Here is a 14,725-nt window from a genome sequence, read left to right on the forward strand (position 1 = left end):
TAAATGCTCAAGTTCTTTACCGGATGATTGTGGTAAAATAGCAAATAAAGGAGTGACGTTACGAATGATCAAAACAATGAAAACTACAATGATGATCTTATTAGCTTTTGCCCTTATAGTAGGACTATCAAAGCCAGCATATGCAACCACAAGCATTAATGAAAAATTAGGTGTTCCAATTCTTGTGCTAGGTGGTAATTTATCTGATGCACAAAAGAAGGAAGTAAGAGAATTATTGCATGTAAATGATGATCAAGCGGTAGAAGAATATACAATCACTGGTGAGGATGCTGCAAAATATATTAATGGTAATCCTGAAGCTCGGATGTTTTCATCTGCTAAAATTGTGCGCGAGGAAGAAGGTACAGGTCTAACAATAAATATAGAAACACCTGACAATATCACAGAGGTAACAAGCGAAATGTACGCGAATGCATTATTAACTGCAGGTGTGGAAAATGCAACAGTAGATGTTGCTTCACCTGTTAAAGTTAGTGGACACTCTGCACTTACAGGGATTTATAAAGCATATGATGTACAAGGCGTCGAGTTAGATAAAGAACGGATGGAGCTTGCTAATGAGGAACTAGGCGTTGCAACGGATCTTGCCAAAAAGGATGGTCTAAGTCAGGAGAAAGTAAGTGAACTTTTAACTGAAATTAAAAAAGATATTGCTGAACAAAACCCAGCGACAAAAGAAGAGGTAGAACAAATTGTTCAAGAGCAACTAAGTAATTTAAACATTTCACTAAGTGAAGCGGATCGTCAAATGCTTGTAGACCTTTTTAACAAGATGCGTGACTTAAATATTGATTTTGATAAAGTGAAAAACCAGCTGGAAGATTTAACGAATACAATAAAAGATAAAGCGGATGAACTAGGGTTAGATGAAGGCTTTTGGAATAAAGTAGCCAATTTCTTTAGTGAGTTTTTCCAGGCGCTAAGTAACTTCTTTAAAGGGCTATTTAACTAAGTAATGTATAAAAGTGGAGTTCTATAGTATGGGCTCCATTTTATTTTGGAGATACGAGAATGGCCAACTTACAACTGTTACTGTTGTTATGATAGCAGAATTAAACAGGAGTTATAGCAATCCTAGTAGTACATTGTTAACTATAGTAAACGACGAGAAGTAAAGTAAGTGTGACCAATAAAGCAAATGTTTGGAATGCAATAAATCGGTAAAACGGGATGCTTATGCGATCAGATGGCATGGGGGTATCTCCAAGCTCTACTAAGTAATCTCTTTTTTTGGACATGACCGAACGAAATCTTCGGAAACTCCATGAGATGCCATCAAAGAAACGTCCTTTTATAATAAATAAAAATAGCATTAAGATGAAATATGCAAGTGTTACATAAAATAAGGAATCAATAAAATGCCTTAGATTATACACTGGCGCAGAAGTCAGAAATAATATAGTACCTACAAATATATTAATCAGAAGAAAAATCCATTTATTTTTTATATAAACCATACATGTACACCCTTCAATATAGAATATCTATTATTATAGCAAATATTATAGCAAAAAAATGTGAATTATTATAATTAGATTACTAGTTAACTATTTAAAAGAAACTTATGACATAATGAGTAAAATAGTGTAAGAAATAAGTAAATATGTATAGGTATAAAGAACTATTTTTGTAATCTAAAGCGCTTTCATATCAAAGTTTCGAAATAATTTTTCAAAAAAAGTACTGCAAAGTAGTTTGAAAAATTGTATAATGCATAGAGTAGGGAGTTTTACTACATGTTTAGAAAAACAAAAATAGGGGAGGTCAACATACCATGAAATTGTCAAAATTTTCATTACTGCTGGCATTAGGTATTTTGCTAAGTATATTCATGGTTGCATGCTCAAGTGGAGATGACGGGGGCAGCACAAGTTCAGATAGTGGCAGTGACTCAGGTGGAGAAACTGCAGAAGGAAGCGAAGATGTAAAGCAAGTACTTAATCTATTAGAATCGGATACTATCCCAACAATGGATGTATCTATGGCTACTGATGAACTTGCTTTTATTTATCTAGGGAATACGATGGAAGGTCTTTATCGCCTGGATAAGGATTCCAAAATGGTTCCAGGTATTGCTAAAGATCATACAGTAAGCGAAGACGGTTTAACATGGACATTCAATCTTCGTGAGGATGCAAAATGGTCAAACGGTGCCCCTGTAACAGCACATGATTTTGTTTATGCATGGCAACGCGCAGTGGATCCTGCAACTGGTTCTGAGTACGGTCCATACATGATGGGCGGCGTAATTAAAAATGCAACAGCTGTTAACTTAGGCGAAGTGCCTGTTGAAGAATTAGGTGTGAAAGCTGACGGCGATTATACATTAGTTGTTACACTTGAAAAACCAACACCATATTTTGAATCATTAACAGCATTTGGAACTTACTTCCCGTTAAATGAAAAATTCGTCGAAGAGCAAGGCGACAATTATGCAACAAGCTCTGAAACGTTATTATCTAACGGACCATTTACAATGGAAAATTGGAAGAGTACTTCAACTAGTTGGACATTAGCGAAAAACCCAGAATACTGGGATGCTGAAACTGTTAAGTTAGAAGAAATAACATTTGATGTTGTAAAAGATGCACAAACTAGAGTAGATTTATATGAAAAAGGTGAAGCTGATCGCGCTACTATTTCTTCTGATCTAGTAGATAAATATGCATCACATGAAGACTTTACAATTACACCAGAAGCATCATTGTTCTATTTGAAACTTAACCAAACAAAGTCTGAAGCACTTGCTAACGTAAATATTCGTAAAGCAATTAGCATGGCAATAAACAAACAGGCTATGGTTGATGAGGTATTAAATGACGGATCAGTTGTTTCCAATGGTTTTGTACCGACAGACTTCTCGTTCCATCCTGAAACCAATGAAGATTTCCGGGAAATCAATGGGGATCTGGTAACATATGATGTAGAAAAAGCACAGGAACTTTGGAAAAAGGGCCTAGAAGAAATTGGTAAAGAGAAAGTTGAACTAGGGTTCTTAGGTAGTGATAAAACACAAAGTAAGATTACGAACGAATTCCTTGCTAACCAATTGGAATCAAATCTTCCTGGACTAGAAATTACATTGCAGCAAGTTCCATTTGAACAACGTTTAGAATTAGATACAAGTGAGAATTATGACATCCAGTATGCTGGTTGGGGTCCTGACTTTCTAGATCCATACACTTGGTTAAACCTATGGTTGACTGACGGTGGAAACAATCATATGGGTTATTCAAACGAAAAATATGATGAATTAGTTCAAAGTACTGTAAATGAATTAGCGCTTGAACCAGTTAAACGCTATGAAGCATTCTTAGAAGCTGAAAAAATTCTAGCTGAAGATGCAGCAGTAGCTCCATTGTATCAAAGTGCTCGTGCACAATTAATTTCGCCTAAGATTCAAGGTGTAGTTAAAAACGTAATGGGTGCTACTTATGATTACAAATGGGCAAGTGTCGCAGCGACTGAATAAACATATTCGTAGGAAGATAATATAGAATATGCTGTGTTATGTAAATTGGTAAAAGAGAGTATATTCCAAGCGGTATATACTCTCTTTCCAATGTCTAAAAAAAGTCTTATAATTGTAAACAATCGGATATTTCAACATGAATTTACAAAATTCTTGGGAGGTGCAAGTATGACGCGATATATACTGAAACGTATTATGTATATGGCGATAACTTTATTTTTAATTGCTACAATATCGTTCTTCCTTATGAAACTATTACCAGGGAGCCCACTTAATGCTGAAAATAAACTATCAGAAGAACAGGCAGCAGTAGTGTTAGAAAAGTATGGACTTAATGATCCAGTTCCAATTCAATACTTGAATTATATAGGTGGACTTGTACAGGGTGATTTAGGGATTTCTTTTGCATTCTCGAACACACCAGTTACTGATATAATAATGGATAGAATTGGTCCTTCTCTGCAGATAGGTTTTCAGGCTATGTTAGTTGGTACATTATTAGGAATACTCCTTGGTCTAATAGCCTCAGTTTTCCATAATGGTTTTCTTGACTATGGTTCCACAGTTTTAGCTGTACTTGGTACATCTATACCATCATTTGTATTTGCAGGTCTTCTGCAATGGGCCTTCGCAGTTAAACTAGGTTGGTTTCCAGTTGCTTTATGGGAAGGATTTGAGTACTCCATATTACCAACCATTTCATTATTAATTTTTCCAATGGCAACAGCAGCTCGTTTCACCAGAACAGAGATGCTAGAAGTACTAGGATCAGACTTTATCCTTACTGCAAGAGCGAAGGGTGTCACGGAAACGGGAATAATTTTTAAACACGGACTACGTAATGCATTAATACCTCTTGTTACTGTAATTGGACCGATGGCAGTGAGCTTAATGACTGGTACGCTCGTTATTGAACAAATCTTTGCAATACCCGGTTTGGGTGAACAATTCGTAGCATCTGTTATGGTCAATGACTACCCTACAATTATGGGAACAACACTGCTATTTGCATTTTTATTTGTTGTTATTATTTTAGTAGTCGACCTTTTATATGGAATAATTGACCCTAGAATCAGAATTACTGGAGGGGAGCTTTAAAATGGATCAGAATAAATTACCAAAGGAACTTTTTGAACCCCTCGAGCATCAAGAAGATACTAGTGAAAAGATTGCGAAACCAAGTAGAACATTTCTACAGGATGCGACAAGAACATTCTTTAAAAATAAACTAGCTATAGTGTCAATGATTGTATTAATTATTATTATGTTACTGAGCTTTTTTGGTCCTGGTATGAACGAATATGGCTATAACGATCAAGATGTAACAAGAGGGACTATGCCACCACGTGTTGCAGCACTAGACGACATCGGTTGGTTAGGCTTTGATGGAACACATGGTGGTGAATTTGAAGGTGCCACCGTTGAAGAAGCTACTCAAAAGGCTTATTTACGATATGATAATAAAGAGGACTTTATTGATATTGAAGTAGTTAATGAAGGAAACGGTACAGAAAGTTCAGCAACTGTTGAAGCTACTTACCATATTTATGAAGCGAAAGACATGGAAAACACTTATTTCTGGTTAGGGACAGATAACCTAGGTCGAGATCAGTGGACAAGACTTTGGCAAGGAACGCGTGTATCCTTATATATTGCCTTTTTAGCTGCAGCGATTGACCTTATTATTGGGGTAGCCTATGGGGGTATTTCTGGTTACGCTGGTGGCAGAGTGGATAATGTGATGCAACGTATTTTGGAAGTTCTTGTTGGTATACCAAACTTAGTGGTAATCCTACTCATGATTATTATCCTACAACCAGGTATTATATCGATAACAATTGCTTTGACGATCACTGGCTGGATCGGCATGGCCAGGATTGTACGTGGTGAAATACTAAAAATTAAAAACATGGAATATGTATTAGCATCAAGAACATTAGGGACAAAGGCTTCTAAAATAATTACAAAGCACTTAATGCCGAATATTAGTGGAGTCATTATTATTAATACGATGTTCACGATACCTAGTGCAATATTCTTTGAGGCATTTTTAAGCTTTATCGGACTTGGCTTAGTGCCACCAGAAGCATCACTCGGAACCTTGATTAATACAGGATTTGATTATCTTAGAATATATCCGTTCTTACTATTATATCCGGCAATTGTCATTTCAGTAATCATGATTGCGTTTAATATAGTGGCCGATGGATTACGAGATGCTTTTGATCCTAAAATGCACAAATAATAAGGTAGGTGTTTATAAATGAGTAAATTATTAGAAGTGAATAACCTTAACGTATCATTTAACACCTTTGGCGGTGAAGTACAGGCAGTACGTGGTGTAACATTTGATGTAAACAAAGGAGAGACGCTTGCAATTGTTGGTGAATCAGGGTCAGGGAAATCTGTTACAACTAAAGCTATTATGCGTCTTCTTCCGAAACCACAGGGTGTTATAAAAGAAGGAACAATTATGTTTGAAGGGGAAGACCTAGTTCATAAATCAGAAAAAGAAATGCAAAAAATACGTGGAAAAGATATATCGATGATCTTTCAGGATCCAATGTCTTCATTGAATCCCACAATGAAAATCGGTAACCAAATTATGGAAGGCCTAATGAAGCATCAAAAAATGAATCGCAGAAATGCAAGTGAGCGCGCAGTTGAATTATTAAAGCTTGTTGGGATTCCAAATGCAGATCAGCGTTTACATCAATATCCACACCAATTCTCTGGTGGTATGCGCCAACGTGTTGTTGTTGCGATTGCTTTAGCGTGTAATCCGAAGCTTTTGATTGCGGATGAACCAACGACTGCATTAGATGTTACCATTCAAGCACAAATTTTAGAATTAATGAAAGATATTCAAAAAGAAACAAGCAGTGCAATTGTTTTCATTACCCATGACTTGGGTGTAGTTGCAAATGTTGCAGACCGAGTCGCGGTTATGTATGCAGGAAGAATAGTTGAAATCGGTACGACAGAGGAAATTTTCTACAATCCAAAACATCCATATACATGGGGACTATTAGGATCAATGCCTACACTGGATGATAGTACAGAGGATTTAATCACCATTCCAGGTAGTCCACCGGATATGACTGATCCACCTAAAGGTGACGCATTTGCACCACGAAATGCATATGCATTAAAAGTAGACGAGGAAATGCAACCGCCAATGTTTAAGGTATCAGATACACACTATGCTGCAACATGGTTATTGCATGAAAATGCTCCAAAGGTAAAGCCTCCAGCATCCGTGCAAAAACGGATGGATGGGTTCGCGTCAACTGGTGAAGCTCCGGGAGCTAAGGATGGTGAAATACATGGCAGCTGAAAAGTTATTAGAAGTTAGTAATCTAAAGCGTCATTTCAAAATAGGTAGAAAAGGTGTTGTAAAAGCTGTTGATGGCCTTAATTTCGATATTTATCAAGGTGAAACATTTGGATTGGTTGGAGAATCAGGTTGCGGAAAGTCTACAACCGGAAGAACAATCATTCGTTTATATGAAGCAACAGATGGAAGTGTAAAGTTTAAAGGTGAAGATGTTCATGGTAAAAAGTCTACAGCTGAAATGAAAAAATTCAATCGTAAAATGCAGATGATTTTCCAGGATCCTTCTTCTTCACTTAATCCAAGAATGACGGTTATGGATATCATCGCTGAAGGAATCGATGTTCATAATCTTGCTAAAGATGCGAAGGAACGTAAAGCACGTGTTGAGGAACTACTTGAAACAGTAGGCTTGAATAAAGAACATGCAACACGCTTTCCGCATGAATTTAGTGGTGGTCAAAGACAACGTATTGGTATTGCACGTGCTCTTGCGGTGAAACCAGAGTTTATTATTGCCGACGAGCCTATTTCAGCACTCGATGTATCTATCCAAGCACAGGTTGTAAATTTACTGAAAAAATTACAACGTGACTACGGCTTGACTTATCTATTTATTGCTCATGATTTATCAATGGTTAAATATCTAAGTGATCGTATTGGCGTTATGTACTATGGAAATATGGTAGAACTAGCTGACAGTAGTGAGTTATATAAAAACCCGTTGCATCCATATACAAAGTCACTGCTTTCTGCTATCCCATTACCAGATCCTGAATATGAACGTAACCGTAAACGTGTTGAGTACGATCCAACGGTACACAATGTTGATGAACAACCAGAGTTCAGAGAAGTTGCTCCAAGACACTGGGTGCGTTGTACCCCAACTGAATTTGAGCAGTATAAAAAACAATTAGTAACTAAATAATATATAAAATGAATAAATAAATATAGTAATCACAAAAACCTTGCAATCTAAGATTAGATTGCAAGGTTTTTGTGATTTTTTCCCCATAATAAATAGTTTTCCCGTTTCACATAGTTAAAAACATATACTAGAATACAAGGATTCGGTGTAAATAACCTTCAAAGTAACACAATATATAGTTCAAAGGTCCCTAATTTTTGTAATAAAACGCTCGTTTGTTATAAGTCTATAACATTTGTAACATTTCAATGGTGTTTCGTTAAGTCTTGTAATAGACTCTTAACCTCCCTGTAACTGCAATGCTTATTTACCTGTGATAATATAAGGATTGTCAGAAATTCGAGGAGGGAACAACCTATGAAGAAATTAGTAGCCACACTTGCTACAGGTATCATTATTGCTGGTGCAGGAATGTCAAGTGTCTCAGCTGAGGAGTATCAAGTAGAAAAAGGAGATAACCTCTGGGAGATAGCGCAAGAAAACAATACAACAGTAAACGATCTAGTTAATATAAATTCACTGAAATCTACAGTGATTCATCCAAAACAAAAACTGGTAATCAATGAAGAAAAGAATGAAATATATGAGGTTGAAAAAGGTGACACATTAATTGGGGTTGGAAACAAATTTGGTGTGAATTATAAAGACATCAAGGAATGGAACAATCTAGACTCTAACTTAATTGTTATTGGTCAAAAACTAGCGATTAATGGTACTGCCAACATAGGTCAAGAACAAGTTAGTCAGCCAGCTGAAGCAGTAGAAACAAATGCACCTGTGGAAGCAGAAGCAAAAACTGCTGAGAAAACAGAACCTAAAAAAGTTGAAAAACCAGAACCAAAAACTGAAACTGCTAAGGTAGAAAAATCAAATGACGAAAATACATCGAAAGAAAGTAACCCAGAAGGTGAAACAATTACTGTATCTGCAACAGCTTACACAGCTGATTGTCCTGGATGTTCAGGAGTAACTTATACAGGAATTGACTTAAATGCCAATCCAAATGCAAAAGTAATTGCAGTAGACCCAGATGTAATTCCATTAGGTACTGAAGTTTATGTTGAAGGTTACGGCCGCGCTGTTGCTGGAGATATTGGCGGAGGAATCAATGGTAGTGAAATCGACATCCATGTTGGAACAAAAGATGAAGCATACTCATGGGGTGTTCGTACAGTAGACGTAACAATCTTAAATTAATAACAATTGAATAATGAAAAATAGCCAGCATAATGAAAGGAAAGCACTATTTAGTTTGTGCTTTCCTTTTTTTCTATGTCAAATAAGCTTAAAGCTTAATGGATGACGGACTAGTGTCTTTTTCAATTGTTTGATTTGGATCTTCAGACTGTGTATAACCTATGATGCCAAACCCAATAATTAACATAAGAAACACAGTGATTAATACTTTTTTCATATTATTTCCCCCATAAAGTGAAACTTCATTCAGTGGGGGTTCTTTTCCCACCGAATGTTAGTTGAACCGATCGGGCTTGAACGGGCAGTTATCCCCACCTGAAATTCACGGTCTAACCCAAATTTTTGGGTGGGGATTTACTGCCCGTCAAACTGCGATAAAGTAGTTCTAGCACTAGTATAATAAAAAAGTGACTATTTTACTATAGTATTTTATGACAAAATTAGTGTAATTTCTTACAAAAATGACAGGTATTTTGTGTAATAAAAATACAATCATGTACATACTAAGATACACTCGCTCTGATTAAACAAAATTAGTGAAATATGGTAAACTGTAAGAGGAGTTACGCAGGGTTTTTATGGAGACTTTTAAAGATAGATAATAGAGCGCTTACATATTAAGGAGGATATAATAAAATGACTAGTAAATCATTACATTCGTTTTTAGAAGAAAATATTGCGGATCTAAAAGAAAAAGGATTATACAATGATATTGAACCTGTTGAAGGCCCTAATGGACCAACCATTACAATAGACGGGAAAGAACTAATTAACCTGTCTTCCAATAACTACTTAGGCTTAGCGACGGATGAACGATTGAAAAAGGTAGCGAAAGAGGCCGTTGATTCTCATGGTGTTGGTGCAGGTGCTGTACGTACAATCAACGGTACTTTAGATGTTCATATTGAACTTGAAAAAAAATTAGCTGAGTTCAAGGATACAGAAGCAGCGATTTCATATCAGTCTGGGTTCAATTGTAATATGGCAGCAATTTCAGCTATTATGGACAAAAATGACGCAATTCTTTCAGATGAGCTCAACCATGCCTCAATTATTGATGGTTGCCGTTTGTCTAAAGCGAAGATTATCCGCGTTAACCATTCTGACATGGATGACCTACGTAAAAAAGCAAAAGAAGCAGTTGAATCTGGAAACTATAATAAAATTATGGTTATTACGGATGGTGTTTTTTCCATGGATGGCGACGTTGCCCTACTACCAGAAATTGTAGATATTGCAGAAGAGTTCGATTTAATCACTTATGTAGATGACGCACATGGTTCTGGTGTAATGGGTAAGGGTGCTGGGACAGTAAAGCACTTTGGCTTGCAGCATCGAATAGACTTACAAATGGGTACATTATCGAAAGCAATCGGTGTAGTTGGAGGGTATGTTGCTGGAAAAACAAATCTAATTGATTGGTTAAAAGTTCGTTCACGCCCGTTTTTATTCTCAACAGCTGTTACACCGGCAGACGCAGTTGCAAGCACAAAAGCAATTGAATTGCTGATGGAAAGTACAGAACTAAATGAAAAGCTCTGGGAAAATAGTGAGTACTTAAAAGCTGGTCTAAAAAAGTTAGGATTTGATATTGGTGACAGTGAAACGCCAATCACACCATGTGTAATCGGTGATGAGTTAGACACGCAAAAATTTAGTAAAAAGTTATATGAAGAAGGCGTTTATGCGAAATCCATTGTATTCCCAACTGTACCAAAAGGGACAGGACGAGTGCGTAACATGCCTAGTGCTGCACATACGAAAGAAATGCTTGACGATGCACTACAGATATATGAAAAGGTTGGGAAAGAAATAGGTGTTATTTCGTAATAGCGTACGGTAGATGAATTGTTGGGGGTAAAATGAATGAAAAAGATATTAGTTACAGGAGCTTTAGGGCAAATTGGTTCTGAGCTTGTTACAAAACTACGCACGACATATGGTAAAGAAAATGTAATTGGAACAGATATAAGAAAAAAAGAAGATCATAATGATGCGGATGGACCTTTTGAAATTGTCGATGTAACCGATTATGACCGATTATTTGACGTGGCAAAAGAATATGGTGTCGATACGGTTATGCATCTTGCAGCATTACTTTCGGCCAAGGCTGAAGCTGCCCCGAAGAAAGCCTGGGATCTAAATATGGGCGGGCTTGTGAATGCGCTAGAAGTTGCCCGTGAGCTTGAATTACAATTTTTTACACCTAGTTCAATCGGAGCATTCGGTCCAAACACACCAAAAGACGATACGCCACAGGATACGATCCAACGTCCGACAACGATGTATGGGGTAAATAAAGTAGCAGGCGAGTTACTTTGTGATTATTACTATTCACGCCATGGTGTTGATACGCGCGGGGTGCGTTTTCCAGGATTAATTTCCTACGTAACACCACCAGGCGGCGGAACAACGGATTATTCAGTTGAAATTTATTATGAAGCTGTGAAAAACCAATCCTACACTTCCTATATTGCAGAAGGAACATACATGGACATGATGTATATGCCAGATGCGCTAAATGCGATCATTCAATTGATGGAAGCGGATGGCAGCAAGCTAGAGCATCGTAACGCGTTCAATATAACTGCCATTTCCGCTGAACCAGAAGATTTTGCAAAGGCTATTCGAAAAAGCATTCCTGAGTTCGAGCTTGATTATGACGTTGATCCAGTTCGCCAAAAGATTGCTGAGAGCTGGCCAAACCGAATCGATAGCTCTGTAGCAACGAAAGAATGGGGCTTTAAAACGGAGTATGACCTTGATAAAATGACCAAAGACATGCTGGAAAAGGTAGAAGCGAAACTTTAATAAAAACGTTTAGTTAGGAGAAGGGACCTAGTCTGAGACTAGATCCCTTCTTTTGATTGGGATTGAAAGTAAGAATGAAGCATAACTGTGGATGAAGTGGCGAGTGTTAATATAACGAGTTAAGCATTGATATCTGATAACGAACGTTGATAAAGTGAGATAAAATTTCCTGCTTCCAATTTAAAAAGAGCGACACCAATCTCGGTGTCGCTCTTTCCTATATTATACAGCATACATTGTTGCAATATCTTTTTGTAACTTCTTATCCTGCACATATTCATCATAGGACATTTCTTTATCAATAATACCACTAGGCGTAATTTCGATTAACCGATTTGACACACTGTGTACAAACTGGTGATCGTGTGATGTGAATAAAATGGATCCTTTAAATTTAATCAATCCGTTATTAAGCGCTGTGATGGATTCCAAATCCAAATGGTTTGTTGGTTCGTCTAATACAAGTACGTTTGCATTGCTAAGCATCATTTTTGCTAGCATGCAGCGTACTTTTTCTCCACCTGAAAGCACATTCGCTTTCTTAAGTGCTTCCTCACCAGAGAACAACATTCTACCTAAAAATCCGCGTAAAAATGTTTCGGTTTGGTCCTCAGGTGAATATTGGCGCAACCAATCCACTAATGGGAGTTGATTATCCTCGAAATACTTGGCATTATCTTTAGGGAAATAGGATTGTGATGTAGTCACTCCCCATTTATAAGTTCCAGCATCTGGTTCCATTTCTCCCATTATAATTTTAAGTAAAGTCGTTTTTGCTATATCATCGCGACCGACAAATGCAATTTTATCATCTTTATTAACGGTAAAGCTGATATTATCTAATACTTTCTTATCGCCAATAGTTTTCGTTAAGCCCTCAACTCGAAGTAAGTCATTTCCAATTTCACGCTCAGGAGTGAAACCGACAAAAGGATAGCGTCTAGAAGAAGGTTTTATATCTTCAAGTGTAATGTTATCCAGCATTTTCTTACGGGAAGTTGCTTGCTTAGACTTTGAAGCGTTCGCACTAAATCGCGCAACAAAGGCTTGAAGTTCTTTAATTTTATCTTCTTTTTTCTTATTTTCGTCCTGGGACATTTTTAAAGCAAGTTGACTAGACTCATACCAGAAGTCGTAGTTGCCAATATAAATTTGGATTTTTCCATAATCAACATCTGCAATATGAGTACAGACTTTATTCAAAAAGTGACGGTCATGAGAAACAACAATTACTGTGTTCTGGAAGTTAATTAGGAAATCCTCTAACCACTGAATAGCTTGGATATCAAGTCCGTTAGTCGGCTCATCAAGTAACAGGATATCGGGGTTGCCAAACAATGCTTGTGCAAGAAGAATTTTGACCTTTTGATCCCCAGATAGGTCGCCCATTTTCTTGCTATGAAGTTCCTCGCCAATTCCGAGTCCTTTTAACAAGACAGCTGCATCTGATTCTGCTTCCCAACCATTCATTTCCGCAAATTCACCTTCAAGTTCAGCAGCACGCATGCCATCTTCCTCAGAAAAATCAGCTTTCATGTAAATAGCATCTTTTTCCTGTTTTACCTTGTATAATTGTTCATGTCCAATCAAAACAGTATCCAAAACTTCCTTATCTTCATATGCAAAGTGATCCTGTTTTAAAACAGCCATACGTTCTCCGGAAGAAAGGGATACATGGCCACTTTGTGGTTCAACTTCACCGGATAAAACCTTGATAAAAGTTGATTTACCAGCACCATTAGCTCCGATCAAACCATAACAATTTCCAGGTGTAAATTTTAAATTTACATCCTCGAATAATTTTTTGTCACCAAAACGTAAACTTACATTTGAAACATTTATCATATGTGTTAGTTCCTCCAATAATAAAACGTGGCTATCGCTTCTATTAATGGCGAAAGCCTTCGTAATTCATATATTTTAAAACATTAGTAGTTAATACAATTGTCTTGTGATTAAAAATAGCATCAACCCTAGTTTACGGCATTTATAGCAATTAGTCAATCTTAAGTAACTTTTTCTGAAAAAAAGTAGAAGTTTGTGCGGTAACTTCATATAGTATAGTAAGGAAACACAGCTAAAAAATAAATTTTTAAAAATTCACTTTTTAATGTAAATTTAAATTTATTTTTATGAAAAGACTATATTTTTCACGGTAAATATGTAACAATAAATCAACACTACTAATAAGTGTTAAATGCATACCGTCACACGGAGGGGAATGCCATGGGAGGAAGAACGATTTACTTTCTCTTTACAGATACTGGAACTTATTTATCCCGTGCAATTAATTATTGTACGAAAGAAGGCTTAAATCATGTATCGATCTCATTTGACGATGAATTGCAGGAGGTCTATAGTTTCGGTAGAAAAAATCCAAGGAACCCGTTTATCGGTGGATTTGTGAAGGAAAATATTCACGATAATTTTTTGAAAAATGCATCATGTGCCATTTATGCTTATCATTTGACTGACGCAGAGTTTCAAAAGGTTCAAGCAAAAATAAGAGAAATAGAGCTGCAAGCGTGCAATTATAAATATAATTTTTTAGGACTTTTTGGCGTCATGCTACAAATAGAAATAAATCGCGAACACGCAATGTTTTGTTCACAATTTGTCGCGACTGTTTTACGCGATGTAGAAGGGTTTAAGCTTTCGAAACCTGACTGTTTTACAACACCGTCAGATATCAGAGGACTATCTGGTTTACAATTGGTCTTTCAAGGTAAACTTGGTGATTACAAAAAAACTGTTTTGGAGCCAGTATTAACTAGTGGTGAAAGCGTGTTAACAAAGCAATCATTTACATTTTTATTAACGAAGGTAAAACGATTTGTGATTCGATAGGGAGAGGGCCATATACACTTGTAGATGGCTCTTTTTACACTGATAAAAAATATAAATTTTTAGTAGATATCAGTATAAGTGCAACTAAGGCTTTCGCCATTAAAGCTTGGCGATA

Annotated in this window: 13 protein-coding genes; 10 read left to right on the forward strand and 3 right to left on the reverse strand. The window is 36.7% G+C overall.

Translation table 11 applies throughout. The features are described 5' to 3' along the window. Positions 1-64 precede the first annotated feature (64 nt). Entirely contained in the window at positions 65-973 is a 909-nt protein-coding gene (locus CFK40_RS02615; RefSeq protein WP_089530537.1) for a DUF1002 domain-containing protein, read from the forward strand. Between the two features lie 136 nt (positions 974-1,109). Here CFK40_RS02615 and CFK40_RS02620 read toward each other — a convergent pair whose 3' ends face one another. Continuing rightward, positions 1,110-1,478, reverse strand: coding sequence for a DUF3899 domain-containing protein (locus CFK40_RS02620; protein ID WP_089530538.1), 369 nt, complete (start codon positions 1,476-1,478; stop codon positions 1,110-1,112). 317 nt (positions 1,479-1,795) lie between these two features. Here CFK40_RS02620 and CFK40_RS02625 point away from each other — a divergent pair, with 317 nt between their 5' ends. From CFK40_RS02625 to CFK40_RS02650, 6 genes are all read left to right on the forward strand, one after another. Next, entirely contained in the window at positions 1,796-3,493 is a 1,698-nt protein-coding gene (locus tag CFK40_RS02625) for a peptide ABC transporter substrate-binding protein (protein WP_089530539.1), read from the forward strand. Positions 3,494-3,661: 168 nt separating this feature from the next. Then, positions 3,662-4,591 carry an oligopeptide ABC transporter permease gene (gene opp3b, locus CFK40_RS02630; RefSeq protein ID WP_089530540.1) on the forward strand — a complete coding sequence of 310 codons (930 nt, stop codon included), beginning with the start codon at positions 3,662-3,664 and terminating at the stop codon, positions 4,589-4,591. 1 nt (position 4,592) lies between these two features. Further along, complete coding sequence (gene opp3C / locus CFK40_RS02635; protein ID WP_089530541.1) at positions 4,593-5,738, forward strand: oligopeptide ABC transporter permease; 1,146 nt, start codon at positions 4,593-4,595, stop codon at positions 5,736-5,738. A gap of 18 nt (positions 5,739-5,756) precedes the next feature. Then, positions 5,757-6,830 carry an ABC transporter ATP-binding protein gene (locus CFK40_RS02640; RefSeq protein WP_089530542.1) on the forward strand — a complete coding sequence of 358 codons (1,074 nt, stop codon included), beginning with the start codon at positions 5,757-5,759 and terminating at the stop codon, positions 6,828-6,830. Beyond that, positions 6,820-7,755: an ABC transporter ATP-binding protein gene (locus CFK40_RS02645; protein WP_089530543.1), complete on the forward strand. Its 936-nt coding sequence runs from the start codon at positions 6,820-6,822 to the stop codon at positions 7,753-7,755. Before CFK40_RS02640 ends, CFK40_RS02645 begins: the two co-directional genes overlap by 11 nt. Positions 7,756-8,112: 357 nt before the next feature. After that, complete coding sequence (locus CFK40_RS02650; RefSeq protein WP_089530544.1) at positions 8,113-8,952, forward strand: LysM peptidoglycan-binding and 3D domain-containing protein; 840 nt, start codon at positions 8,113-8,115, stop codon at positions 8,950-8,952. A gap of 88 nt (positions 8,953-9,040) precedes the next feature. Here CFK40_RS02650 and CFK40_RS21460 read toward each other — a convergent pair whose 3' ends face one another. Continuing rightward, on the reverse strand, positions 9,041-9,169 hold the full coding sequence (locus CFK40_RS21460) for a hypothetical protein (RefSeq protein WP_264371387.1): 129 nt from the start codon (positions 9,167-9,169) through the stop codon (positions 9,041-9,043). A gap of 419 nt (positions 9,170-9,588) precedes the next feature. Here CFK40_RS21460 and CFK40_RS02655 point away from each other — a divergent pair, with 419 nt between their 5' ends. Both CFK40_RS02655 and CFK40_RS02660 read left to right on the forward strand, forming a co-directional pair. Then, positions 9,589-10,782 (forward strand): glycine C-acetyltransferase, encoded by a 1,194-nt coding sequence (locus CFK40_RS02655; protein ID WP_089530545.1) that lies wholly within the window; start codon positions 9,589-9,591, stop codon positions 10,780-10,782. A 36-nt stretch (positions 10,783-10,818) separates the two neighbouring features. Beyond that, complete coding sequence (locus CFK40_RS02660; protein ID WP_089530546.1) at positions 10,819-11,763, forward strand: NAD-dependent epimerase/dehydratase family protein; 945 nt, start codon at positions 10,819-10,821, stop codon at positions 11,761-11,763. Between the two features lie 222 nt (positions 11,764-11,985). Here CFK40_RS02660 and CFK40_RS02665 read toward each other — a convergent pair whose 3' ends face one another. After that, positions 11,986-13,608, reverse strand: a complete 1,623-nt coding sequence (locus CFK40_RS02665) for an ABC-F family ATP-binding cassette domain-containing protein (RefSeq protein WP_089530547.1) — start codon at positions 13,606-13,608, stop codon at positions 11,986-11,988. 381 nt (positions 13,609-13,989) lie between these two features. Here CFK40_RS02665 and CFK40_RS02670 point away from each other — a divergent pair, with 381 nt between their 5' ends. Continuing rightward, entirely contained in the window at positions 13,990-14,610 is a 621-nt protein-coding gene (locus CFK40_RS02670; RefSeq protein ID WP_089530548.1) for a hypothetical protein, read from the forward strand. Positions 14,611-14,725: the final 115 nt, after the last annotated feature.

Source organism: Virgibacillus necropolis (genome assembly GCF_002224365.1).
Lineage (GTDB): Bacteria > Bacillota > Bacilli > Bacillales > Amphibacillaceae > Virgibacillus_F > Virgibacillus_F necropolis.